The following is a 24,641-nucleotide window of genomic DNA, read 5'->3' as shown; positions in this document are numbered from 1 at the left end:
GCAATATATAAATTAATTTTTTTATTACGCAAAAAAACAATTACTTTTTTATAGAATCTGTATGATATTTATCACCGGAATAAAATCTGTATTATGTTAAGTTTTAATAGATAATGGTATAATGTAAAGCATAAAAAAAATCTCTCTGAAGCAGAGAGATTTTATGTTTAGTTTTCATTCAGTATATCAAGAATAATCTGACATCCTTCTTTGATTTCTTCCATAGATAATGTAAGAGGTGGGGAAATTCTGAGGTATTCATTTCTGTATAATTGCCAGAAAACAATTAACCCTTTTTCCATACATTTTTTGGCTACGTTTAGGGTATATTCCGGAGATCCAAGATTAACGGCAAGCATTAACCCTTTACCATTGATATTTTTAATCTTTGGATGAACCAAAAGTTCTCTAAACAACTTTTCTTTTTCATCCACTTCATTCATTAAGCCACTATCCAATACTTCTTTTAATGTAGCATAACTGGCTGCTGCAATGAGCGGATTTCCTCCAAAGGTAGTAATATGACCTAGTTTAGGAGAATGAGATAGAGTTTCCATAATTTTTCGGGAACTCATGAAAGCTCCTACAGGAACTCCGCCGCCCATTCCTTTTCCCATCACCAGAATATCAGGAACTATCCCAAAATGTTCAAATGAGAACAGTTTTCCTGTTCTTCCGAACCCTGGCTGAATTTCATCCAGAATCAGAAGGGCTCCTACTTCTTCACATCTTCTTTTTAGTTTGATCAGGTAATCATGATTAGGAACGAGAAATCCTGCCGCCCCCTGAATGGTTTCAAGGATAACACAGGCTGTTTTCTCTGTGATCTTATCAAAATCTTCTTCGTTATTAAATTCAATAAAAGAAATCATTGGTAATAGCGGACGGAATTCTCTTTTATGAGTTTCATTTCCAGAAACGCTCAAAGCTCCGTGTGTATTACCGTGGTAAGAGTTTTTAAAGGAAACTATTTCCTCTCTTCCGGTGTATCGTTTTGCGAGTTTTAAACTTCCATCAATTGCTTCTGCCCCACTGTTCACAAGATAGGTTACTTCCAAAGGTTCCGGTGTGGCTTCTGCAAGCAATTTACATAGTGCTATAGGCTTATCCTGTGCATATTCTCCATATACCATTACGTGAAGATACTTGTCTGCCTGTTCTTTAATGGCATTAACAATTTTAGGATGTGAATGGCCCAGAGTATTGGCAGAAACTCCTGCTACAAAGTCAAGATACTTCTTGCCGTCTGTACCATAAATATAACTTCCCTCGGCTTTTTCGACTTCAAAACCTGCCGCAAACTGGGTGGTTTGTGCCTGATATGTAAAAAAATCTTTATGCATTTCCATCGTCTCAAAAAATTTCAGCAAAGCTATAAAAGATTCAGCAAATGCCGAAATTATTGACAGGGAATAAAAAAACCGCTTTACTAAATAAAGCGGTTCTATATTATTTTCTTACTCTTTTCGGTTTCTTAGCTTCTTCCTTGGCTCTTTCTTTTTCTATGACATCCTGTGCCTGATCATAGAGTTCATTGTCTGAGGAATACTTGATTTCTTCATAGTTGGGACTATCTACCAAAATATCCTGCCATTTCCTGATCCTGTCTTTTGTATTCCAGTTAAAGTCCGGAAATTTTCTTCTTGCAGGCTCTATTTTACTCATTGGGTAGGTATCTGAAGTGGCTCCGATGCTACAAGAGATGATCTGTAAACCTCTTTCTTCAAATAAGGCACCAATTATTCCACAGGCAGAAAGCGTTATTCCTATTCTTTCCGGCTTTTTGGTTTCTTTATCTACATCATCTACATAGGCAATTGCCTGTGCGTTTCCTACTACTCTTGCTTCTTTAATATCATTATTCTCATAGTAGACCGTCATAAACTTTCCTTTCACCTGATTAAATTCGTCTTTCAGGGTTAAGGAGTCTACTTTACTGATAGCAAAGGCATTTCCAATGACTTTTAAAGAGTCTATATTTTCGGTTTTGGTATTAAAGTAAGCTTCTACTTTATTTCCGGTTACCTGCTTTTCACCACTCCACAAAATTGGATTGGTGTACATATGCATGATACCATCTGTCTCATTGAAAGCGATAGAGTCCGCTCTTCCCTGTGCATTGGACTTGAAGATTCTTGCTTTTTTATAGGCTCTTAAATAGCTTTTCTTTATTTTAATATCTGATGAATCCGGTTTTTGATAGGAGATGATTTTTTCTGATGCAAAGTAAATGGAATCTTTTTCCATGATCTTCACCGCATACGGGTTCTTCGTCATCATTGAAGAGTCTTTCTTTTCGAAAATTTCCCCATAGCCTCCTTTGATGTATCTTCTTTCTTTAGGATCATCCAATGTTACATTTCCCGTCGCTTTTCCAAAACCAGAAAGCTGGTTGTAGTACATATCATCACCGGTAAGGATTTTATCATTATAGAAGATCTTGGAATTTTTATTAAGGAAAGCTTCCTTGGTTTCCATTCTATAAGTCCCTCTTTCGGTGTATACTCTGTTTTTTGGATTGGCACGATTGGTAATGGTTGTAGGCCCAAAAAACTCGGCCACCTTGGTATTTTGATTCTGCTTGATATTGGCCCCCTCAATGATGTATTGAGCGTTATCAATTTTCACATTACCTACAAAATCAATCATTTTGGTCGTCAGGAAGTAAGTAGCAGATTTTGTATACATTACATTTCCCTGCGTATCAGAAATGGTACCTCCTGTATTAAAATAGGCTTGATTATTAAGCTTATCATAATACAGAATATCTGTTTTAATGGTTTGTTTAGGATCGGTAAGAACAACATTTTTTCGGGCAACACCTTTTTGGATATTACCGTCATATTCCATCTCGCCGGCAGTGATTACAGAGCCATCAGCATTCTGAAGTCTTGTATTGCCTATGGCTTTTACAAAATTTTCTTCATTGTATATGATAACTTCATCTGCTGTAAGGATGGAGCCTTGATGTTCAATCTGAACATTCCCTGTAAGATATTGATTCCCTTCATATTTTTCAGGGTTTTTGCTCATCTCATCTGAATGGATGATTTTTACTTTATTTTCAGGTTTCAGCTGCTTGGGTTGAGCCGGTGACGGAGTCTGCAAATAAGGATCCCTCTTCACCGGAGTTTTCTCCTGCGCAAAGCCGAGCGTAGAAATAAAGAGTAACAGAAAAAGGATTTTTCTCATTAATTAGTCATTCTTAGTGCCATAAAAATACAGCGAATGAGAATCAATTTTTACGCCAAATGCTTCTTCAATGGCTTCTTTGATTCCTTGGATTCTTGGGTCACAGAATTCAATAATTTCTTCAATTTCTTTATCAGAGTCTTTTTTGTAGATCACTAAGTGGTCGTGCTGCTTATCAAAATAAGACTTTTCATAGGAAGAAGAAGTCAGGGTTTTTTCTCCAAACTGATGCTTACGAATAAGGCCTGCATCAAGGAAAATTTCAATAGTATTGTAAATGGTAGCCTTAGAAACATGATATTTTTTCTGCATCATCAGAAGATATAGATCATCTACATTAAAGTGATGATCCATATTATAAATCTCTTCTAATATCGTATATCTTTCAGGAGTGTTTCTAAACCCTTTTTCTAATAAGTAGTTTCTTAGAACATCCTTGATTAAAGCTATATTTTTTTCTTTTTGTATTGTATCCATTAAAAAAATTATCTACAAATTTATCGATTTTTATTTAAATAGATAGTATGGTTACATGTTCCTGAGCTTAAGAGTTATGACGGAAGTAACCGGACTGTTCAATCTTGTTGTCGTATACTGTAAGTTCTGTAATAGGTGCAGATTCTACTTCTACGTTGTGAGAAGAGACTCCCCAAGCCTTAAAGTCATCACTTCCAATGTACTTCACAAAGTTATAAATATTCAGCGTAATCTTCTGTTTAACAGTTAAAAGAATATCGTTGATATAGGTGTTATCTATGATTACATATTTCAGATCCGGTGGTATATTGTGCGCTCTTAAGGATGGATGGCTGCTTCTTGACGGAATGGTTCCATCAGCCATAAGATCTCTCAATACCATGTTGAAATAGTCATTGATCCTTCTATCTACCTTAAATCCTAAAAGGAAGTTAATTTTATAAACTGTTCCTGGTAAAATCTCATCCACAGTATATTTGAAAGTATATGGATCTTCCTGATTTACAATACTTAATATAAAGTAATGATCTGCTCTTTTCGGTTGTTTTTTGATAATGGAATAAATAATTTTAGATTCCACCTCATCATTTCTTTTTGCTCTGCTCAGATAAGCAAGGTTTGTAGCATATTTTGGAATTGTTTCGTCCAGTTTCATATCTTTTAGGATAGAAATATACTTATCAATTTTCACATACTGAATAAAGTTTGCTTTAATAAGTCTTCCGTTATACCAAGCGTACATACATACAGCAATAAACCCACCTAATACCATTGTAAGCCATCCTCCATCTACAAACTTAATTACGTTTGCATAGAAGAATCCTGATTCCAGGAACAGGTAAACGACTGCAAAACCTGCAATAAAGATTTTATTCACTCTTGTACGGCTTAGCCAGTATAAAAGAAGAATGGTAGTCATCAACATGGTGATGGTGATGGTAAGTCCATAAGCGGCTTCCATATGTTCTGATTTTTGGAAGAATACAACCACTACAAAACAGAAAGCCATTAATCCCCAGTTAATTCTAGGAATATACATTTGTCCTTTGATCCCGGATGGATATTCAATGTGTTGATTGGGCCAGAAAGAAATAGACATTGCTTCTGAGAACATGGTAAATGAACCTGTAATTACAGCCTGGCTGGCAATAATTGCAGCTGCTGTTGCCAGGATTACACTTGGTAAAACAGCCCATTCCGGCATAATTCCAAAGAAAGGGTTTACTCCGTTATGTACCTGATGATAATTATCCAACAACCAAGATCCCTGTCCCAGATAGTTTAGGATAAGCATTAGCTTAACAAAAATCCAGCTGATTCTGATATTCTTTGCTCCACAGTGTCCCAGATCGGAATAAAGGGCCTCTGCCCCCGTCGTACATAGGAAAACAGCTCCCATGATCACAATGGCACTGGATGAATGGGTAATCAGATTATACGCATACATTGGGTTGAATGCTCTGATAATCTCAATATGATCAAAAATATGCATTGATCCGGAAATTCCTAAAACAAGGAACCAGGTGACCATTACCGGTCCAAAAAACTTACCAATAGAGGCTGTTCCGAATTGCTGAACTACAAAAACGATAAACAGGATGACTAATGTGATAAGTACCACCGGAGTTTCGGGATTGTATATTTTAAGCCCTTCAATAGCTGACATCACCGTTAAGGAAGGGGTAATCACACTATCTGCCACCAGCGTGGAAGCTCCTATAATGGCGACTATATACAGCCATTTTTTCTTGAGTTTCTTTACCAGTGAGTACAAGGCAAGAATTCCTCCTTCACCCTTGTTATCTGCCCTTAAAGCGATGATAACATATTTCAGGGTAGTCTGAAGCGTCAATGTCCAGATGATACAGGATAATGCTCCCTCAATGTATTCATCAAATGGCATGGTAGCGCCGTCTTTTCTTGCATTCACAATCGCTTTCATTACGTAAAGCGGTGACGTACCTATATCTCCGAAAACGATCCCTAGAGATACTATAACGCCTACAAATGAAAGCTTCTTTAGGTCAAAGTGATGACCGCCTTCTGTAACTTCTGCCATATCAGCCAATTTATTTTTTTAAAAGCGCAAATTTATATCAATTTTATGACCCCAAGAATTTTTCTTCATGAATATAATAAATGAAAAAACTTCCTTTCGGAAGTTTTTCTCTATTACTATTTAACGTACATTGCTTTTTTAATTTCCTCTTTTACTTTTTCAAGCTTAGGGAACCACTCTGCAAATAATGCAGAAGAATAAGGCGCAGGTGCATCAGGAGTAGTAATTCTCTTGATTGGAGCATCTAAATAATCGAATGCTTTTTGCTGTACCATGTATGTAATTTCAGAAGATATTGAACCAAATGGCCAAGCTTCTTCCAAGATAACTAATCTATTTGTTTTCTTCACAGATTCTAAAATTGTATCAAAATCTAGTGGACGAATTGTTCTAAGATCGATAACTTCTACAGAAATCCCTTCTTTAGCCATATCTTCAGCAGCCTGAATAGCCAGCTTCATGATTTTACCGAAAGAAACCAAAGTAACATCTGTACCTTCTTTCTTAATTTCTGCTTTTCCTATTGGTAAATAGTATTCTTCCTCAGGAATTTCCATTTTATCTCCATACATCTGCTCAGATTCCATGAAAATAACCGGGTCATTATCCTGAATAGCTGTTTTCAACAATCCTTTTGCATCGTAAGGGTTCGAAGGAACGATTACTTTAAGACCAGGAACATTTGCAAACCAGTTTTCGAAAGCCTGAGAGTGGGTAGCTCCCAATTGTCCTGCAGAAGCAGTAGGTCCTCTGAAAACGATAGGACAGTTCCACTGACCTCCACTCATTTGACGAATTTTCGCTGCATTATTGATAATCTGATCAATACCTACCAATGAGAAATTGAACGTCATATACTCTACAATTGGTCTGTTACCATTCATCGCAGCTCCTACAGCAATTCCTGTAAAACCAAGTTCAGCAATGGGTGTATCGATTACTCTTTTAGAACCAAATTCATCCAACATTCCTTTTGAAGCTTTATACGCACCATTGTATTCTGCAACTTCCTCCCCCATTAAAAAGATGGATTCGTCTTTACGCATTTCCTCGCTCATTGCTTGTGCAATTACCTCACGAAAAGTATATTCTGCCATATTTATTTGAAAAATTTAGACTACAAAAATAGTGTTTTTTTATTACTAACATAACAAAAAAGGCATCTCATTTGAATGGAAAGCCTCAATATTAATTTTATTTAAAAAGGGTTTTCCTCCTGACAGCCCCGTTCTTTGTAGTTTTTTTCTAAGATCATACCAAATTTTTATAGATTTTGTTGTTCGTAATTTCTCATCTCTATTTATATCTATTTAAAGTGATGGTACCATATATTATGCTGAGATTTCCGATAAAGCTTTTTTCAAAAAAATAAAACGACATTTCATTTCTGAAATGCCGTCTTAAAATTCTATTTAAACTTATATTAATTAGCTTTCTCCCAAACCTGGGTTCTTCCTAATAATGATAATCCCAGATATCCTCTTACATTTAGCTTATCTCCGCTTTTTGTAACAGTACATTTGTAAGTTTTACCCGTTTTTGGATCTGTAATAGTTCCTCCGGTAAACTCATCTCCTTCTTTTTTCAATCCTCTGATGATTTCCAAACCTACAATTGGCTTACCTTTTCTGTCATCTTTACAAGCTGAACAGTTAGGATCCGCAGGCTTTATCAGCAATTGAGAAACTTTTCCATAGTATTTCCCATCTGATTTTTTAAAAATCTCTACAATAGACTTCGCTTGCTTTGTTTCATCATCTATCGTCTTCCATTTGCCCTCTATCTGTGCAAACGTAAGTACACTGAATAAAGAAAGTGCGAATGTTAACATTAATTTTTTCATATTTCTTATAGTTTTAATTTTAATACAATATTCTTATCTACGTATTGATAAAAATATAAATTAATTTTCAACAAACAAAAACTTTTATTATACAAAGCATAAAGAGACAAAATAGGGAAAAGATAAAATGACAAATCTCACTATTTCCGGATCAGATACATCTATCTTTTGCAGCTTTCCTCTTTGTACTTTTTACTTCTAATAAAGCTTCCTGTTAATCACCCTACTCATATAATCCTGATACCAGGCCTTAGCAATCATCTTCCCTTTTTCCACTTCAGGTGTTTTAAGCTGATCTATCAGATTCTTTTCAAAAGCCAGATCTGTTTTATCATAAACCCCTATGATTTCCTTTCCGTCAAAACGATAAATATAGTTCCCAATGATAAACTGCTCTGTATTTCCATCCGAATTCATCATAATAGGAGTGTATTTTTTATCGCTTACCAAACTTCTTCCCCAGCTCCTAATAGGCTTGTTGTAGCCAATAAGATCTGCCAGTGTGGGATAAATATCTATTTGCTGGGCTATTTCCTGATTTTCTCCTTTAAGCTGATATTCAGGATTTGGAGAATAGAAAACCAACGGAACAGCAAAACGGTTCATTGCCTTTTCATATTCAGGATAATAAATCTGGTTGGTATGATCTCCGGTGAATACAAATATGGTATTATTAAACCAAGGTTGTTTTTTCGCGGTTTCAAAATACTTTTTAATGGCGTAGTCGGTATACTGTATGGGTTCATGCATTTCCAGTGGTCCTTTTTTGAATTTCCCCTTATATTTTTCTGGAATTTTAAAAGGGTGATGGGAAGATGCTGTGAACACCGTTGTCATGAAAGGCTGTTTCTTTCCTACGTTTTTAGCAAAATACTGAAGGAAAGGTTCATCCCAAATGGCCCACATCCCGTCAAAATCCTCATCATGATTGTATTCTGTTTTTCCAAAATAATGTTTAAATCCAAGGATATTTCCAAACCCAAGGAAACCCATAGATCCATTTGGCGCTCCATGATAAAAGGATGTATCATAACCAAGATCGTTACATACAGAAACAATGGATTGTATTTTCTGATTAGAATATGGTGATCCTGTAAAAGCATCCGTAAGACTCGGAATTCCTGCCAATACGCTGCTCATCCCATGAATGGACTGTCTGCCGTTTGCAAATGTATTGGGGAAAATAAGACTCTGGGTAGCCAGGCTATCCATAAACGGTGTATAAGAAACATAATCCTTAATATTTTTATCCTTATTAAAGGCTCCCGAATATTCTCTCCCAAATGACTCTACAATAAAAATAACAATATTGGGGCGGTTCTCTACCTTTCTGTCATATACTTTATAAGGCTGTACATTGTCCTCAATATACTTTTCATCCACAAAATGAACTTCCTTAAAATTGTTCGTATTTAAAGTTCTAAAAAATGAAAAAGTACTGTTAAGAACCATATTTCCCTGCAATGGGTTGGTTACAAAACGTGTAGCATCTACCATATTGATAGGTCTTGTACTGTGTTTGAAATCTCCCCTGATCCCCCCTACAACCAACACTGCAGTAATGCATAAAGTAACGATGGAGGAAAGAAAGTATGGTAATAATCTGGCAGGTTTTGCCTCTTCCACTTTTACTCTTTTATAAAGGAAAACCCATAATCCCATTAAAATTACAAACCAAATCAAGACAAAGGGATGCTGCCCTATTGAGATCATAAGTGTCTGTGAAACGTTGGACTCATGTTCTGCTACCTGAAATACAGCAGACGTTAACCTGGCCTGAGAGAATTTATAATAAATAAAATCTCCAAAATTCATGGCATATGCCAGTCCGTTTGTTATAAAATAAAGCCAGAAAAGAACTTTCTGAAACACTTTTTTCGTATTGATAACCAGCGGAAGAAGACTGAGCAGTATAAACAATGCATTAACGTATAAAATTGCCGTGGTATCGAATGCTGTACCGTGATAGGCAAGCTTTAGATAGTCTGAAACAGAATCTACCTTGATCAGGTCTTTATTAAAAAACCAAAATAAAAGTCTTGCAATCTGATAAAAAGCATAGGCTAAAAAAATTCTGTAAAGCAATGCCAGAACTTCCTGTTTTCTAAATCCTTTTAAAAATTTCATGGGGCAAATTTACACCAAAATCACTTTATTGCATTTTTTAGTGCAGATTATTTTGAGTTAGAATTTTTAAAAACTGTAATTTTGTAGTTATGGATTTTATAAAGAATAATCTGGCCAATGCCTTGACCCTGGCTAATTTATTTGCAGGCTGTGTGGGTGCAATACATCTTATTTTAGGAGACTATCAAACAACGGCAATATGCCTTATCCTCTCCTCTATCTTTGATTTTTTTGACGGATTTGTAGCCAGAGCCGTAAAATCAAACTCCAATCTTGGACTTCAGCTTGATTCTCTTGCGGATATGGTAAGCTTTGGATTGATCCCCGGACTTACCATGTATAAAGCACTTGAACCATTTGGAATAGAGCTTCTTGGATTGCATTTTCCATTTGAAATCAAATATATAGGATTACTGGTAACCACTTTCTCTTGCTTAAGGCTTGCTATTTTTAACCTTGACGAGGAACAGAGATATTATTTCAAAGGATTGAATACTCCTACCAATACTGTTTTACTATTTGGATTATATTATGCCTTTAAGGAAACAGGAACCTTCAGCTTTTTATTTGAAAACGAATTACTGCTGATTTTACTAACACTTCTTACTTCATGGCTGCTAATCAGTCCGATAAAGATGATGGCTATGAAGTTCAAATCCAAGCAACTGAAAGACAATTATCCAAAAGTAGTATTACTGGTGGGCGGAATTGCTATTCTGGCTTTCTTTCAGGTGGTAGGAATTCCTATGCTTGTTATTTATTATATATTGGTATCCCTTGTTTTTCAAGGACAACTAAAATAGACGTTAAAAAACTTATACGAGGAGATAAAACGAAACTATCCCTCCTTTTAAAATTAACACATTTTCAAATTATTAATTATCAACATGAACTTAAAACTCCATAAACCACTTTGTATTTTTGACCTGGAAACTACAGGAACCAACATCGGAAAAGACAGAATCGTTGAGATCTGTATCCTAAAAGTAAACCCTGATGCATCCAGAGAAAGCAAAACATGGCGTGTAAACCCGGAAATGCTTATTCCAAAAGAAAGCAGTGAAATCCACGGAATTTATGACGAGGACGTAAAAGATGCTCCTACATTTAGAGATATTGCTTCTAAAGTGATGGAAATGATTGCCGGCACTGACCTTGGAGGTTTCAATTCCAACAGATTTGATGTTCCGCTTTTGGCTGAAGAGTTATTAAGAGTAGGAATGGATTTTGATCTTAGTAAATTCAAATTGGTGGATGCACAAACGATCTTCCATAAAAAGGAACCTAGAAACCTTGGAGCAGCTTACCAGTTTTATTGTGGAAAAACCCTTGAAAATGCACACTCTGCAGAAGCAGATGTAATGGCAACGTTTGAGGTTTTGGACGCTCAGGTAGGAAAATATGATGATATTCCGAATGAAATTGCCCCTTTAAGCGAGTTTACATTCCATAATAAGAATGCTGATCTTGCTGGATTTATTGGTTACAATGAAAAAATGGAGGAAGTTTTCAATTTCGGAAAGTATAAAGGACAAGGGGTAAAAGCAGTCTTCCAAAAGGATCTTGGATATTTCGGATGGCTTCAAAATGCTGATTTCCCTTTATATACCAAGAAAGTTTTTACAAAAATACAATTGTCAAGTAAATTTTAATATGTCTGATCTGATTCGTTTTAAGTTTTATGAAACTGCCCTTGAAGCCAATAGGGATAAACAAATATTGGCTGAAAACGGCATTAATAGTTTTATAGCCAACGAACAGCTTATCCAATCAGACTGGCTGCTATCCCAAGCTGTGGGCGGAATTCAGCTTCAGGTTTTTGAAGAGGATCTGGAAAAGGCCAATCAGGCTCTTCAGGATTATAAGGATAATGAGCAGTATTCACTAGAAGTAGAACATACGATTGATGATCCTGAATTTGATTTTTCATGTCCCAAATGTGGTTCCAATCATATTTACAGAGATGACAAAGCAACCAGCTTCTTTGGAATTTCATTTTTAACGAGTCATAAATTTATATGTTATTATTGCGGAAATGAGTTTACACATTAAAGCATAAAGGATTATATATTTCAGGCTTATCATCTTTTACTATTAAATAAAAAAACGGCTTCGCTACCTGCCCTGTGGTTCGAAGAAAATAAATAAAAAAGAATTATGAAAATCATCTGCATAGGAAGAAATTACAGCGAACACGCTAAAGAATTAGGAAACGAAATTCCGGAGAACCCTGTTATTTTTATGAAGCCGGATACTGCGGTTTTAAAGGGAAGTGATTTTTATATTCCTGAATTTTCAAATGACATCCACTATGAACTGGAAGTGGTTTTGAAAGTTTCAAAAGGCGGAAAGTATATCCAAAAAGAAACGGCTCATAAGCATTACGAAGAGATCAGCTTAGGAATTGATTTTACAGCCAGAGATCTTCAAAGTGAGCTAAAGTCTAAAGGTCTTCCCTGGGAGCTTGCGAAAGGCTTCGATGGTTCCGCAGTAGTAGGAAGCTTCTTCAAGAAAGAAAACTACAATCTGGAAAACCTGTCCTTTTCCCTTTTAAAAAATAAAGAAAAAGTTCAGGATGGAAATACAAAGGATATGCTGTTTCATTTTGATGATATCATAGCTTTTGCTTCTCAGTACTTTAGCTTAAGAGTGGGTGACCTTATTTATACAGGAACACCAAAAGGGGTTGGAAAAGTGGAAGAAAATGATATCCTTGAGGCCTATCTTCAAGAGGAAAAAATCCTTGACATCCGAATATTGTAAGTTAATTAACATAAAGTCTGGCAAATTTTTCATATCTTTAGGTAACAAAATGAAAGGTTATGATAAACATTGTATTGCCCGTAGATTTTGGGGACAAAACTGACCAATTGGTAGATGGCGCCATAAAATTTGCAAAACAACTTAATGGTAAAATTTACCTTATCCATGTAGCACCTTCAGATATTGGCTTTGCCATTGGTGATATGGGGTTTCAGTATTTCCCGGAAGTGGAAGCGAATGAAATCAGGGAAGAGCTTGTACAGCTTAACAAAATTGAGCAAAGAATCATTGCACATGATATCGATTGCGAACATCTTTTAAAGCAAGGACTGGCCAAAGATATTATTTTGGAATATGCAAAGGCTAAAAGCGCTGATTACATCGTAATGGGATCTCATGGCAGAAGTGGAATTTATGATGTATTTGTAGGAAGCTTAACAAAAGGGCTTACTAAAAGTTCAAATATTCCGGTTCTGGTACTTCCTATCCACGACTAAGTAAAAGAAATTTTTAATCGTTAGTAATAAAAAAACCGATCAAATAAATTATTTGATCGGTTTTTTACTATATAACCAATTAATTAACCTTCTTTTTTGTAGATTTTAGGATCGTAGTAAGGATTCTTACCTTCCGTTGGAGAATAATAGTCTTTGTCTTTATCGCCTCCTAGTGTAACTACCAGTACGTAGCACCAGTAAACAAACAATACACAGCAAACTATAAATAGAATCCAGTTTAAAACATTTCCAAAAGCATCAAAGAAACCGAAAGTCCATTTGAAAACTTTGCTTAAGAATAGAAAGAAAGACGTCATTATTTTCCTTTTTTAAATTAACTTTGTACAAATTTATAAAAAATGTTTAAATTACTTTCAAAAGAAAGCAATATTTTTTCAATTCCTGTTTATATTGGTTTTCTTCTTTTAGTAGTCGTAATATTTAACATACTGAATTTCAACACTTATGAAGCAATTATTGCCGGAATTACTTTTCTGGGAATTGCTTTAGGATATTTTTGTTTTCACAGTATTGCGCTTAATTATCAGACACATCTTCCTTTATTTCTATATACCATTTTTATTTTCGGGTTATATCCGGGAAATCTGGATATAGGAATAGCTGTTTCATTACTTACCAATTCCTTCCTCATCCTTCTTCTTACAAGTGCAGATGAAGACGTAAGGAAAAAATCATATGTGTTGGTAGGAGCCATTATTGCCCTTAACTTTATTTTTCTTCCCACAACCTGGCCCTTGGCTCTTTTTGTAATTATCCACGTGATTGCAACTTCTGCCAAAATAGGATTAAACCTTTTCAGGTTTCTTTTGGGAATTATTTTAATTATATTCAGTTATTTTTCTGTCATGTATTTTGTTCAGTTTACTTCATGGGATATCGATTATTTTCCGTTTGGAAAAATGAAACCGGTAACCGATTATACTGAACTTATACCTCTGATTCCAGTTGTTATTATGCTCATCTACGCAGTATATGACCACTTTAAAAACTATAACAAGAAAAGCCCGATAAGCAGATATAAATATACTTTTCTGCTGGTTTTTTCCGCAGCCCAACTTATTACCATTATTCTGTATATGAATAAAAGCTACGAATATTTACTTCTTTTGGCTTTTCCATCCAGTATTATCTTAAGCAGAATGATGAGATTTTTACCTAAATACTGGATGCAGGAGACTTGCCTATGGCTTATTATTATAAGTTTATTTGCCTTTAAGGCAGGTACAGTTTTTGATTTATTTTAAAAAATTATGATTCAGATAGACGATAAATTGATTTCTGAGGAAATCTTTTCCGAAGAATTTGTTTGCAACCTTACCAAGTGTAAGGGGGCATGTTGTGTGGAAGGAGATGTAGGAGCTCCTTTGGATAAAGATGAGCTTGAAATACTGGACGGTATTTTTGATAAAATAAAGCCCTATCTTACCCAGGAAGGGGTAAAAGCCCTTGAAGAACAAGGAACATGGACTACCGATCCACACGACGGAATGTATGTTACTCCAATGGTGGAGAATCGTGAATGCGCTTATGTAACCTTTGATGACAAAGGAATTACTAAATGTGGTATTGAAAAAGCCTATGAAGATGGTGCTGTAGACTGGCAGAAACCTATTTCATGCCACCTTTACCCAATCAGGGTTACAGAATACTCTGCATTTACAGCTTTAAATTATCATGAATGGAATGTCTGCAGTGATGCCTGTACTCTTGGAAAAGAACTTCAGGTACCTGTTTACAAATTCCTAAAAACACCATTGATAAGAAAGTATGGTGAAGAGTTTTATACTGTTCTAAGCGGAGCCGCTGAAGAATGGAAGAAAGAATATGGTTCATAAAGATTGATAAACCTTTGATATTAAAAAAGCCGGAGTATTTCCGGCTTTTTGTATTATAATACAGGGGATTTCTATTTAAAATCAGCATCTGTAACACCAGAATTGATAACAATTTTAGTAGTCTTGATGTTTACTTTTTGTCCGCCTCCCTCAGCATCTACTTCAGCCGGAAACTTCAAGCCATCTACTGTCATATAGCTTTTTACGGTTATATTACCCTCTCCTGCCAGTGTTTTATACAAAAGCCCTGTAGCGGCATCAAAATAAAACTTTCCTTTATCTGAAGAAAGTAAATTATAATCTTTACCATCCAGTTTTTCTACAGTTACATTTTGAAAATTAGCACCCTCAAAAGCCAATGCATCCACTGGTTTTCCTTTTTTCAATTCAGCAATCTTCTCAGCAGGAATATCTGTTTTATTTCCCATCTGGTCAAAATATCCTTTTTCACCATCAAAAAGCTGAACCATCTTCTGCCCCATAAGTGACTGAACGGACTTGAATTTATTTCCTAATTTCATTGTGGTCATTGTAATTTCCATACCCTGAGTACTCATTGTGTTATCAGTAATCATGGATTTTACGCTTTCTAATTTATCTTTTCCTCCCAATGCCTTGAAGTAATTATCTAATACATCCTTAGCTGTTAGTTTGGATTGTACAGCCTCTTTTTTAGCAGAAGCGGCATCTTTCTTCTGAGCTGCAGCCGGCACAGAAAAAAGTACGGCACAGAAAAATGGAATGATAATCTTTTTCATATATGTAATAAGTTTAAAAGGTAAATATAGGAATATTGGATGACATACCTAAAACAATAAGGAATGAATCATAAGCAATGAATATGGACTGAAATGATAAAGGATAGAGAGAAAGATAACTTGGCAAATTTGTTCCCTTCCACATTCAATAAAAAAAACCGTCAAAAAATTGACGGTTTTCAAATATTTATATCGGAGTATAATTATTTTTTAAGCTCTTCTAAAAATTCGTCGTGAGAAATTTTAGTTTCTTTTTTGCTAGATTTTTCAAGGATAACATCCTTCAATTTAGCCATAGCAACTTCAGAAGAGATTTGTCTTACTTGCTCTTGGTCTTTCAACATTTCAACAGCATATTTTTGGATCTCCTCCTCACCTAGGTGGTGAATTCCGTAGATAGCCAATTGATTTTTCACTAACTGCTCAGCTTGTGCCAATACATCAGCATAGTCAAGGTTAATTTCGTTATCAGTCATCAATTTTCCTTCGATGATCTGGTATCTCAATTGGTTTTTCTCAGCTTCAAGGATTTCTTTAGCCTGCTCTTCAGACTGGATGTTCTGGTTAGAGAACATTAACCATTTTACAAGGAAAGTTTCAGGAAGTGCTACTTCTTCTTTTTCAGTTACTTGCTCCAATACTTTATTCACGAAGTGAACGTCAGCATTTTGTTGGAAGTACTCGTCTAATTCAGTTTTCACTTTTTCTTTAAGCTCATCTTCAGACTTAATGTTTCCTTCTCCGTATACTTTGTCGAATAAGTCTTGGTTAAGCTCAGCTAGGTTTAATGAATAGAAGTCTTTTACTTTTACTTCTACCTCATTATGGTGTAGGTGCTCTACTTCTTCTTTGCTGAATCCTAATTCTTTAGCTAATTCTTCATCACCTGCAAGAGTTTCCTTAGTAACATTTACAGAACCGTCCATTTTCAAAGCTTTTACTAGTTTGAAAGCTTCCTTATTGTCAGCTGTAACAGTAACGTTCTTTGGGTGGTGGTGGTGCTCTCCTTCAGCGTCTTCTTCAACTACTTGAGAAACTTCTAAAGCAATGTAAGAATCTTTAGTGATTTTATCTTGAGGAACTTGCTCAGCGAAACGCTTCTGCATGTTTTCAATGCTCTTTGTGATTTCTTTTTCAGAAGCTTCTACTTTGTAGTGAGGTGCTTCATATTTAGCTAAATCTATAGTAAATGCAGGCTCATATCCTACTTCGAAAGCAACTTCTAACTGATCAGCATTGTAATCGAACTCGTTTACTGGCTGAGGAACTGGCTGACCAACTAATCTTAACTTGTTTTCGTTAACATAATTGTTCAAAGCATCAGAAACCTGTCTGTTAATTTCTTCAAATGCAATACCTGCTTCATATTGTTTTTTAACCATACTCAAAGGCACTTTCCCTTTTCTGAATCCAGGAACTTGCGCATTTTTAGCATAATTAATCAACTGCTTCTCTACTTTTTCTTTGTAGTCAGATTTTTCCAATGTCACTGTAAGCAATGCACTTACATCATCATGGTTTTGTGCGGTAACCTTCATTATTGATTAAAATTTTAGGTTGCAAAAATATGAATTTTTTATGACAAATACCCATTTAAAATCAACTAATACAGCCAAATATTGTTAAATAAAAAAACCACTGAAAAAATCAGTGGTTTACCAAATTTAATATGAAAAGATAAAGGTCCTTTTCTCGAAAAGGTTTTCTTTTTTAATTAGTGAAAATCTATAAATAGATCTACATCGCTTTCACCTCCTACAGTGCTTCCTAACTGGTTATCTGCAGATGGAGAATTATCATTTACAGAAGTAGGGCCATGTACCAGTGTAATATTTACCTTACCGGCCGCTGCTGTAGCTACAGTCCATTCTGTTTTAAGTCCTAATTTTTTACCATCAGTTCTTACAATATCATCAGCAGCTCTTTTTACTTTAATATCTGCTCCTGAGAATTTATACACAACAAAGTGCATATCTTTTTCTTCTATAATTTCTTCAGCACTGTGGTAGTGATCATCGTGCTTAATTTGAAAATCCACGTCTACAGCATAGGTTGCTCCCTGATTAAGGTGAAGGTGATCCGCTGTTTGGCCATCAATCACATTTACAGTCTGCTTTTCACCATTGGCTTTATTGGTAAGAGTTACCACAACCTTTCCAATTTCTTCATGCTCATGGATATCTTCAGGAATATCATCGTTTCCGTTACGACATGAGAATAATAATACAGCTGCAAATAATAAAAGTGATATGTTGAATAATTTTTTCATTTTAATTTAATTTTTAATATTAATTGTTAGAAATTGTATTTAAGAGTAACCACAAAATTTCTTCCCGGTTCCGGCATATAATATCTCAGTCTGTTGAGATACTCCTTGTACTCTTTGTTAAAAATATTATTGATTCTGAAATTCAGATTCATGTTTTTGAATAGATCTGCACCTATCGATGCGTGAAATATTGAAAATGAGGCAGGCGGAGTACTGTAATCTATTATTCTGGTTACCAGTTCTCCATCCTCAATAAACTGCACAGGCTGATCTCTGATTGGGAAGCGATTCTGCTTGAACATATTTTCATTTTCCAGTCTGATGTAGAAGTGAGATGGTTTATTCAGACTAAACTCCAATGAATTTCTAAGGTTCATAGGCATCATTAGGATAAGAGGTTCATTTTTTGTTAAATCATCTCCTCTTAATGCGCTGAAGCTTGTTGTCCATTTTAGGTTATCTGAAATAGTAAGCTGTGCATCCGCATCTATTCCATACATTCTGGCTTTCACCTGCTGATAGGCCCAAACAGCAAAGGTTCCCCTGCTTGTATTCTGGATTTCTATCGGCATTTGATTGATGAAGCTGTCAGAAAATATAACATAAGGATTAGCCTCCACCTGTAGTCCTTTCAAAACATCGAAACGCCCTGTCAGAGAAAGATTGGCATTATAAATCTCTTCCTTTTTGATTCTTAAATCTCCTTTTTCAATAATGGCAGCAGAATGGTGAAGTCCGTCAGCAAATAACTCAGCCGGATTCGGGGTTCTGCTCATTCTTGAAAAGTTAAACTTAACATCAAAGTCTTTGGAAGGTTTATAATTCAGACCAATATTTGCTGAAAAATTATGATAATCAAAGATAGGACGGGAAAGCACTCTGCTTCCACTCTGCTTTATGTAAAACTGAGGAAAAACACTTGCATATTTTTCATTCCACTCCTTGGCATCATAATATTTGTAAGAATCATATCTGCTAAAATCATATCTCACTCCGGCCTCTGCATTTAACTTTGGAGAGAAAGTATATTTAAAGATAGAAAAGGCTCCTGCATCATAACGGTAATAATCAGGAATCAAACGTCTAACCTCCGTTGCCGGATTAGGGTAGTTATCCTGAAAATCTGCTGAAATTCCGCTTTCCAGACTCCATTTTGCACGTTCAATAAGGTGGGTAAGGCTTGCCGAATGGGTAATCAGCCTCAAATCCATCGAAGGAGTGTCTTTCAGATCTCCTTTTCTGATATCATATTCCTTACGTTTGTTCAACTGAAAGCTGTATTGGAAAGTAATTTTCCCAAAATCAGCAAAACGCTTATAGGCAGAAAACTTCGCAATGTGATGTTCTACATTCTGCTTTGGATACCCTATATCATAGCTGAAATTATCCAGAAAATAAGGTTGTCCGAAGTTCATAGCTCTGTAGATATCATAGCTGTTTCCAAGGTGTGCCCCTTTATAAATTCCAAAATCCTGATTGATTCCGCTATAGGAAACATCAAACCCCTGCATAAAACCATGCTTTCCAAAAGAAAAATTGAATGAATTCACCTCGGCTCCGGTATTCTGAAGAGTATGATGTGGAATATAAATATCACCAAGCTTTTTGTAGCTTCCGCCTGCTTTTACAAACCATTCATTCTCCCAGGATTTAAGCACATTGGCAGAAATCTCGCCTCCTCTTCCGTTGGAAATTCCGGACAGCTTAACATTTCCCATCAAGGTATCTTTCTTTGGTGGAATTGCAGGTTCCAGAAGTACAACTCCCGCTACTCCATCATTCCCATATTTCAATGCGGATGCCCCTTTGATAACATCTATATGTTCAAAGTCATTGACATCTACGTTGGGAGCATGCTCTGCACCCCATTCCTGTTCTGCCAGCTTCACCCCATTATTCATAATAGAAATACGGCTTCCATAAAGACCATGAATAACAGGTTTTGTAATATTATTTCCTGTCTTCAACACTGCAACTCCCGAAATTTTGGAAAGAATATTCCCTAGATTCTCGGTAGAATTTCTTTCAAGCTCTGCTTTATCCAGTGTTTTCATTACTACAGAGCCTTTATTTTTATGGCCTCCGTGTAAAGTAATGGTTTCTATATCACCTGTATGGTGTTCTAAAGTAATGGTAATGTGAAGGTCCTTATCAACTCCTATATTTTCAGTATAATCATTGCAATCAGGATGTTTGGCAATGAGTGTATACTTCCCCGCAGGAATCTTATCAAAGGAAAACTTCCCTTTTTTATCTGTTTTCACTGTAAGGTTTCCGATTTTCACCACAGCATTTTCCAGCATGGTTTTATCATGAAAATCCTGAACGGTTCCTTGTACGGTGTAAGTTTGTTGTGCACTCGTGAATACTGATCCACAAAAGATCAGTAGCAGGCAATATATCAATTTCATTGTAAATAGATGGATTGCGTACTCTTTTAGTAAGGGTACATTTTTCGTTAAAATTTGTTGGATGGATTTACCTTCATGGTACAATGTATCATTTAAAATGTATTAAGGACAGGAGTAGAAATTAGACGTTACTAAATGTGTATTTTTTACAACTACAACATCAAGGTACGAGCTATTTCTCAACGACCTAAAACATTACATTTTAAGTTTAAAAACATTATACTTTGAACCCTAAAGTTCAGAGCTATAAATCCAATAAGAATTGTTTGATTAGGCAACTGCGGGCGGTCCCCGAAGCTGAAAAGTGAATTTGGTCTGAGACCAAATTTTTTCCTGAATGGCAATAATTTGCTTTACTTCGTGCGTATAATGCTCAAAGGTAAAGCTGAATTCTTCAGGAGCCAATGTATGTCCGGTAACCAAAAAGTGGCAGGCCAGACAGTCGCCAGCTTTCTCTTTAGCAACAGCTTTCGTCATTGAATTTTCAACCTTTTTAAGATTAAAAGCCTTAAAATAGTCTACAGAATCATGATGGTGAAAGCTTTGAGAAAGCAGCGCAAGGAAGTATACCCCAAACAATAGTCTGGAGATAAAACTCTTTAAGTTTCTGCTTTCTTTAAAAATCATTTTTCAAAATTAGGAAAATAATTTAATTTTCAGACTAAACTTCTATTAAATTACTTTTATGATTTACAGATAATACGTCGAAACGACATCTATATTGTTACAAAAATAAATGCTTCATAATTTTTATGAAGCATTTATTTTTTATTTTAAGTAAGTTGAGTTCCCAGATATTCCCATTCCTGCAATGCTGCGTCCAATTCTTCTTTATCAGCATTATACTTTTCTAAAGTTTCATCAGATGGGTTTTCTTTGGCAAAGGAAGCTTCCATTTCTTCAATTTTTGTTTCAAGTTCAGAAATTTTCTCTTCTACTTTCTTTATTTTATTTTGAATATTCTTCTGCTCCTTGCTTACAATATTAGATGCCTGACTGTTACTAACGGCAGGTTTTTCTTCAGTTTTTTTAGTTTCTACTTTTACATCATCCTGATGAAGTTTAGCTTTTTCTGCAGAAATCTCTCTAATTGTTTCCTTTTGTCTGTATTCAAGGTATTCATTAATGTCACCCAGAAATTCTTTCATCTTTCCATCACGGAATTCGTAGATCTTATCACAAAGTCCCTGTAGGAATTCTCTGTCGTGAGAAATTACGATCAACGTTCCTTCAAAATTCTGTAAAGCCAATTTAATAATCTCCTTAGACTGAATATCCAAGTGGTTGGTAGGCTCATCCATTATCAGCGTATTGAAAGGACGAAGCAGCAATTTACAAAGGGCCAGACGGTTTCTTTCTCCTCCGGAAAGCACTTTTGTTTTCTTAGAAACAGCATCTCCCTGAAACAGGAAAGATCCTAATAAATCTCTTACTCTAGGTCTTGTTTCTTCTGTAGCAGCATCTTCAGCCTCTTCTAAAACAGTTTTGTTAGGGGTTAAAACCTCTTCCTGATTTTGGGCAAAATATCCTATGTTTACATTATGTCCAAGATTCCATGAACCAGAATAATCCTGAATATCACCTGCTAAAATTTTAGCAAGTGTAGTTTTCCCTTGTCCGTTTTGCCCCAAAAGAGCAATCCTGTCTCCTCTTTGAACGATGAAATCTACATCATCAAAAATTTGTTTTTTTCCGTAAGCTTTTCCTAAATGTTCGGCTTCGAAAATAATTTTTCCAGGAACCATGGATTGTACGAAACGGATATTGAATTTTGAAACGTCTTCGTTATCAACTTCGATACGTTCAATTTTATCTAGTTTTTTGATCAATGATTGAGCGAAAGATGCCTTTGTAGCACTTGCACGGAATTTATTAATGTTATCTTCCATCTGCTTGATCTCCGCATCCTGATTCTTTTTAGCCTGAATCAGTTTTTCACGGCGATCTTCTCGCATCACAAGATATTTTGTATAGTTGGCTTTGTAATCGTCAACTTTCTTATTGTTGATATCAAATGTTCTGTTACAAACAGCCGTCATAAACTGTTTATCGTGACTTACCAGAACAATTGCTCCCGGATAGTCTTTCAAGAAGTTTTCTAGCCAGATGATGGATTCCATATCCAAGTGGTTGGTAGGCTCATCGAGAAGCATAATATCATTCTTTTGAAGAAGTAATTTTGCCAGTTCGATTCTCATTCTCCATCCTCCTGAAAATTCATCGGTGATTTTTTGGAAATCATCTGCCTTAAATCCAAGACCAAATAACACTTTTTCCATGTCTCCTTCAAGATTGTAGGCGTCATGGTTCATTAAAAGATCATTCAGTTCCGTCATTTTATTGATCAAATCCGTATAAGAATCACTTTCGTAGTCGGTTCTTACAGTCATTTGATGATTGACTTCCTCCAGTTCATTTTTCCAAGCATTAATTTGCTCAAAAGCCTGCATTGTTTCAGCCCAAACGGTTCTTCCTTTTACAAAATCAAGATCTTGCTTCAGAAAACCAATTGTAACACTTCCTTCGGTTACAACTTCTCCTTCGAAGAAATTGATTTCTTTGGATAGCATTTTCAATAAAGTGGATTTTCCCGCACCATTTTTTCCTACGAGACCTACCTTATCATCCTTTTTAATGGTGAAATTTACATTTTGAAATAAATAATTTCCTGAATGGTGTAATCCTAAACCTTGAACCGAAAGCATTTTTTAAATTAATGGTTAATAATGTATAATGAATTTTCGAGCGCAAAAATACGGAAAAAGAAATGAATAGCCCAGAAATAAAAAATCGGGAGCTGTAATACCGTCTTTATACGTCTTTATACACTTCAAAAAAAAGAAAAAGGACATCTTAACCTGATGTCCCCAATAACCTAAATTTAAAACTGAGAAGTACTAATGCTAATGGTTAATTTCATTTAATATTCTTATTGCTGGAGACTTTACAATAGACCGCATCCAGATATCATTATTGGGAACACTGGTTCCGTATAGAAAATCTGACACAAAGTTGTCTTCAGGCAAGTGAAGCTCAACGGAGAGCCTTGTCTGGCTGTCTGGATCTACAGTAGTATTGCTTGAAACATTCAATCCATTGTTGAGCAGTTCAACATTTTTTTCATATTCTGACCGATCCAGCCGGTTATCGTTGTACAGTCCAAAGTTTGCTGAAATATGGGTATAATCAGCCAATCCATGATAGTTGTATATTGGTTTCTTATTCAGGGAAAGGTCTTCCATATAGGTTTCCAGTTCTGTATAGAAACTTTCAAGCAAGGGATGCCTGTTATAATCTACTTCAAAATACATCTCCAGATTAAAAACGGATGCTATTTTATTGGTTTCTTCAAGCATAAGTTTTCCATATATTTTCGAAAGTTCGTTGTAAACCTTATCTCTGCAAACATAAGCCTGTGATAAAACGGCACCTTCCTCAATTTTGTAATCTGAAAGTAAAGCGTTCCATATTTTGTTTCCTCCGGCATCTGTTTTTGCGTTTCTGATGTCCTCAACATAGACTTTCAGATGATCGATATTTAAAAAATCTGTAGAAATGTATACTGACTGAGGTCCTTCCAAATAGCCGCCTCCAATGTCTGCATGGGCACCGGGAACAAAAACCTCTTTCCAAACTGATGAATACCCCTCTATTTTCTGATCCTCCATTGATCTTGAGTTCCCAAAAAAACCTGTTAATGGAAAGAAAAACCTAGATTCATTCACCGCACAGAAGTGAAGTGCATTTTCTACGTGATGAGAAAGGCTCAGATCATAGGTGTTAAATGGTTTGGATTCTACAGCATCAAAAACTCCCATGAATTTTATCTTGACATTCCCATTGAAATGCTGTGACAGGAATTGATTGCAAAAAGTTCTTGCCAGCATTCCTCCTCTACCGAATCCGTATAAATAAAAATGATATTCACAGCCAACTTCTTTGATGATATTTCTTACAAAATCATGGGCTTTCTGAAGTTTATCATCAGAAGAATATCCGTTTCCATAGGGCGGGTTCGCACATGTTGCCATTGCAAAATTGCTATCTTCTTTTCCGGCTACGGTTCCTATTCCCTCAATATATATTTTCTCATATCCGTTAAATGATCTGTACAATTTATAGATATTGGTAAATGCACCATGATAGCTTTCATTATTGTTCAGTGGTTTATCTGATGAAAGAGCATTTACTCCGTTGTTTCCTGTACCGTCAAAAAAAATTCCGACGGAAATCACTCTACTGCCATTCATTATTTTAATAATTTTTAATACAGATCCTGTCTGTACATTTATGTTTTTTTGCTTAAAATCCCTAAAAGAGACATTTCAAAATAACGGAAGAAAGATCGGTTAAGCTAGAGTGAAAAGTACCAAATAAAAAATTCCGTAT

The 24,641-nt window shown here is 35.6% G+C and carries 22 protein-coding genes; 7 read left to right on the top strand and 15 right to left on the bottom strand.

The genetic code is table 11. The annotated features are described in order from the left end of the window. Window positions 1-167 precede the first annotated feature (167 nt). The 7 genes from C7D53_RS02550 to C7D53_RS02520 all read right to left on the bottom strand — a co-directional run bounded on the left by C7D53_RS02550 (window position 168) and on the right by C7D53_RS02520 (window position 9,698). A complete protein-coding gene (locus tag C7D53_RS02550) occupies window positions 168-1,343 on the bottom strand; it encodes an aspartate aminotransferase family protein (RefSeq protein ID WP_106915551.1) in 1,176 nt (391 codons plus the stop codon). A gap of 106 nt (window positions 1,344-1,449) precedes the next feature. After that, a complete protein-coding gene (locus tag C7D53_RS02545) occupies window positions 1,450-3,192 on the bottom strand; it encodes an OstA-like protein (RefSeq protein WP_106914824.1) in 1,743 nt (580 codons plus the stop codon). Window positions 3,193-3,195: 3 nt separating this feature from the next. Further along, the gene (locus C7D53_RS02540; protein WP_002976876.1) at window positions 3,196-3,669 is read right to left on the bottom strand and encodes a Fur family transcriptional regulator; all 474 of its coding nucleotides are present in this window, start codon (window positions 3,667-3,669) and stop codon (window positions 3,196-3,198) included. 67 nt (window positions 3,670-3,736) lie between these two features. Next, a complete protein-coding gene (locus tag C7D53_RS02535) occupies window positions 3,737-5,728 on the bottom strand; it encodes a KUP/HAK/KT family potassium transporter (RefSeq protein ID WP_106914823.1) in 1,992 nt (663 codons plus the stop codon). A 116-nt stretch (window positions 5,729-5,844) separates the two neighbouring features. Then, window positions 5,845-6,825: a pyruvate dehydrogenase complex E1 component subunit beta gene (locus tag C7D53_RS02530; RefSeq protein ID WP_076352679.1), complete on the bottom strand. Its 981-nt coding sequence runs from the start codon at window positions 6,823-6,825 to the stop codon at window positions 5,845-5,847. A 326-nt stretch (window positions 6,826-7,151) separates the two neighbouring features. Then, window positions 7,152-7,571, bottom strand: coding sequence for a DUF2147 domain-containing protein (locus tag C7D53_RS02525; protein WP_106914822.1), 420 nt, complete (start codon window positions 7,569-7,571; stop codon window positions 7,152-7,154). A gap of 198 nt (window positions 7,572-7,769) precedes the next feature. Next, a complete protein-coding gene (locus tag C7D53_RS02520; RefSeq protein ID WP_106914821.1) occupies window positions 7,770-9,698 on the bottom strand; it encodes an LTA synthase family protein in 1,929 nt (642 codons plus the stop codon). Window positions 9,699-9,787: 89 nt separating this feature from the next. Here C7D53_RS02520 and C7D53_RS02515 point away from each other — a divergent pair, with 89 nt between their 5' ends. From C7D53_RS02515 to C7D53_RS02495, 5 genes are all read left to right on the top strand, one after another. Beyond that, entirely contained in the window at window positions 9,788-10,501 is a 714-nt protein-coding gene (locus C7D53_RS02515) for a CDP-alcohol phosphatidyltransferase family protein (protein ID WP_106914820.1), read from the top strand. 84 nt (window positions 10,502-10,585) lie between these two features. Next, window positions 10,586-11,350, top strand: coding sequence for a 3'-5' exonuclease (locus tag C7D53_RS02510; protein WP_106914819.1), 765 nt, complete (start codon window positions 10,586-10,588; stop codon window positions 11,348-11,350). Between the two features lies 1 nt (window position 11,351). Then, window positions 11,352-11,750, top strand: a complete 399-nt coding sequence (locus C7D53_RS02505) for a putative signal transducing protein (RefSeq protein ID WP_106914818.1) — start codon at window positions 11,352-11,354, stop codon at window positions 11,748-11,750. A gap of 105 nt (window positions 11,751-11,855) precedes the next feature. Next, window positions 11,856-12,461, top strand: a complete 606-nt coding sequence (locus C7D53_RS02500; protein WP_106914817.1) for a fumarylacetoacetate hydrolase family protein — start codon at window positions 11,856-11,858, stop codon at window positions 12,459-12,461. Between the two features lie 59 nt (window positions 12,462-12,520). Further along, a complete protein-coding gene (locus C7D53_RS02495) occupies window positions 12,521-12,958 on the top strand; it encodes a universal stress protein (RefSeq protein WP_076352686.1) in 438 nt (145 codons plus the stop codon). An 83-nt stretch (window positions 12,959-13,041) separates the two neighbouring features. On the opposite strand, the gene C7D53_RS02490 is transcribed toward C7D53_RS02495, so the two are convergent. Continuing rightward, window positions 13,042-13,275, bottom strand: a complete 234-nt coding sequence (locus tag C7D53_RS02490; protein WP_106914816.1) for a DUF6341 family protein — start codon at window positions 13,273-13,275, stop codon at window positions 13,042-13,044. A gap of 42 nt (window positions 13,276-13,317) precedes the next feature. Here C7D53_RS02490 and C7D53_RS02485 point away from each other — a divergent pair, with 42 nt between their 5' ends. Beyond that, complete coding sequence (locus C7D53_RS02485) at window positions 13,318-14,223, top strand: DUF6427 family protein (protein ID WP_106914815.1); 906 nt, start codon at window positions 13,318-13,320, stop codon at window positions 14,221-14,223. A gap of 6 nt (window positions 14,224-14,229) precedes the next feature. Further along, window positions 14,230-14,814 carry a DUF3109 family protein gene (locus C7D53_RS02480; protein ID WP_106914814.1) on the top strand — a complete coding sequence of 195 codons (585 nt, stop codon included), beginning with the start codon at window positions 14,230-14,232 and terminating at the stop codon, window positions 14,812-14,814. 71 nt (window positions 14,815-14,885) lie between these two features. Here the strand turns inward: C7D53_RS02480 and C7D53_RS02475 are convergent, their stop codons facing one another. From C7D53_RS02475 to C7D53_RS02445, 7 genes are all read right to left on the bottom strand, one after another. Next, window positions 14,886-15,572: a hypothetical protein gene (locus tag C7D53_RS02475; RefSeq protein ID WP_106914813.1), complete on the bottom strand. Its 687-nt coding sequence runs from the start codon at window positions 15,570-15,572 to the stop codon at window positions 14,886-14,888. A gap of 203 nt (window positions 15,573-15,775) precedes the next feature. Continuing rightward, window positions 15,776-17,110, bottom strand: a complete 1,335-nt coding sequence (locus C7D53_RS02470; RefSeq protein ID WP_106914812.1) for a trigger factor — start codon at window positions 17,108-17,110, stop codon at window positions 15,776-15,778. 176 nt (window positions 17,111-17,286) lie between these two features. Continuing rightward, window positions 17,287-17,841 carry a hypothetical protein gene (locus C7D53_RS02465; RefSeq protein WP_106914811.1) on the bottom strand — a complete coding sequence of 185 codons (555 nt, stop codon included), beginning with the start codon at window positions 17,839-17,841 and terminating at the stop codon, window positions 17,287-17,289. Between the two features lie 26 nt (window positions 17,842-17,867). Next, window positions 17,868-20,252: a TonB-dependent receptor gene (locus C7D53_RS02460; protein ID WP_106914810.1), complete on the bottom strand. Its 2,385-nt coding sequence runs from the start codon at window positions 20,250-20,252 to the stop codon at window positions 17,868-17,870. Window positions 20,253-20,522: 270 nt separating this feature from the next. Then, on the bottom strand, window positions 20,523-20,879 hold the full coding sequence (locus tag C7D53_RS02455; RefSeq protein WP_162926059.1) for a hypothetical protein: 357 nt from the start codon (window positions 20,877-20,879) through the stop codon (window positions 20,523-20,525). Between the two features lie 146 nt (window positions 20,880-21,025). Further along, on the bottom strand, window positions 21,026-22,957 hold the full coding sequence (locus C7D53_RS02450) for an ABC-F family ATP-binding cassette domain-containing protein (protein WP_106914809.1): 1,932 nt from the start codon (window positions 22,955-22,957) through the stop codon (window positions 21,026-21,028). Window positions 22,958-23,155: 198 nt separating this feature from the next. Then, window positions 23,156-24,502: a phospholipase effector Tle1 domain-containing protein gene (locus tag C7D53_RS02445; protein ID WP_106914808.1), complete on the bottom strand. Its 1,347-nt coding sequence runs from the start codon at window positions 24,500-24,502 to the stop codon at window positions 23,156-23,158. Between the last annotated feature and the right edge of the window lie 139 nt (window positions 24,503-24,641).

Origin of the sequence: Chryseobacterium aurantiacum (assembly GCF_003020585.1) — a bacterium.
GTDB lineage: Bacteria > Bacteroidota > Bacteroidia > Flavobacteriales > Weeksellaceae > Chryseobacterium > Chryseobacterium aurantiacum.
The sequence above is the reverse complement of the archived record's forward strand: the minus strand, read 5'-3'. Positions and strand labels throughout refer to the sequence as shown.

Excerpts from the sequence above, each read along its gene's own strand:
- C7D53_RS02550 (WP_106915551.1), bottom strand. The coding sequence starts at position 1,343 with ATGCATAAAGATTTTTTTACATATCAGGCACAAACCACCCAGTTTGCG.
- C7D53_RS02545 (WP_106914824.1), bottom strand. The coding sequence starts at position 3,192 with ATGAGAAAAATCCTTTTTCTGTTACTCTTTATTTCTACGCTCGGCTTT.
- C7D53_RS02540 (WP_002976876.1), bottom strand. The coding sequence starts at position 3,669 with ATGGATACAATACAAAAAGAAAAAAATATAGCTTTAATCAAGGATGTT.
- C7D53_RS02535 (WP_106914823.1), bottom strand. The coding sequence starts at position 5,728 with ATGGCAGAAGTTACAGAAGGCGGTCATCACTTTGACCTAAAGAAGCTT.
- C7D53_RS02530 (WP_076352679.1), bottom strand. The coding sequence starts at position 6,825 with ATGGCAGAATATACTTTTCGTGAGGTAATTGCACAAGCAATGAGCGAG.
- C7D53_RS02525 (WP_106914822.1), bottom strand. The coding sequence starts at position 7,571 with ATGAAAAAATTAATGTTAACATTCGCACTTTCTTTATTCAGTGTACTT.
- C7D53_RS02520 (WP_106914821.1), bottom strand. The coding sequence starts at position 9,698 with ATGAAATTTTTAAAAGGATTTAGAAAACAGGAAGTTCTGGCATTGCTT.
- C7D53_RS02515 (WP_106914820.1), top strand. The coding sequence starts at position 9,788 with ATGGATTTTATAAAGAATAATCTGGCCAATGCCTTGACCCTGGCTAAT.
- C7D53_RS02510 (WP_106914819.1), top strand. The coding sequence starts at position 10,586 with ATGAACTTAAAACTCCATAAACCACTTTGTATTTTTGACCTGGAAACT.
- C7D53_RS02505 (WP_106914818.1), top strand. The coding sequence starts at position 11,352 with ATGTCTGATCTGATTCGTTTTAAGTTTTATGAAACTGCCCTTGAAGCC.
- C7D53_RS02500 (WP_106914817.1), top strand. The coding sequence starts at position 11,856 with ATGAAAATCATCTGCATAGGAAGAAATTACAGCGAACACGCTAAAGAA.
- C7D53_RS02495 (WP_076352686.1), top strand. The coding sequence starts at position 12,521 with ATGATAAACATTGTATTGCCCGTAGATTTTGGGGACAAAACTGACCAA.
- C7D53_RS02490 (WP_106914816.1), bottom strand. The coding sequence starts at position 13,275 with ATGACGTCTTTCTTTCTATTCTTAAGCAAAGTTTTCAAATGGACTTTC.
- C7D53_RS02485 (WP_106914815.1), top strand. The coding sequence starts at position 13,318 with ATGTTTAAATTACTTTCAAAAGAAAGCAATATTTTTTCAATTCCTGTT.
- C7D53_RS02480 (WP_106914814.1), top strand. The coding sequence starts at position 14,230 with ATGATTCAGATAGACGATAAATTGATTTCTGAGGAAATCTTTTCCGAA.
- C7D53_RS02475 (WP_106914813.1), bottom strand. The coding sequence starts at position 15,572 with ATGAAAAAGATTATCATTCCATTTTTCTGTGCCGTACTTTTTTCTGTG.
- C7D53_RS02470 (WP_106914812.1), bottom strand. The coding sequence starts at position 17,110 with ATGAAGGTTACCGCACAAAACCATGATGATGTAAGTGCATTGCTTACA.
- C7D53_RS02465 (WP_106914811.1), bottom strand. The coding sequence starts at position 17,841 with ATGAAAAAATTATTCAACATATCACTTTTATTATTTGCAGCTGTATTA.
- C7D53_RS02460 (WP_106914810.1), bottom strand. The coding sequence starts at position 20,252 with ATGAAATTGATATATTGCCTGCTACTGATCTTTTGTGGATCAGTATTC.
- C7D53_RS02455 (WP_162926059.1), bottom strand. The coding sequence starts at position 20,879 with ATGATTTTTAAAGAAAGCAGAAACTTAAAGAGTTTTATCTCCAGACTA.
- C7D53_RS02450 (WP_106914809.1), bottom strand. The coding sequence starts at position 22,957 with ATGCTTTCGGTTCAAGGTTTAGGATTACACCATTCAGGAAATTATTTA.
- C7D53_RS02445 (WP_106914808.1), bottom strand. The coding sequence starts at position 24,502 with ATGAATGGCAGTAGAGTGATTTCCGTCGGAATTTTTTTTGACGGTACA.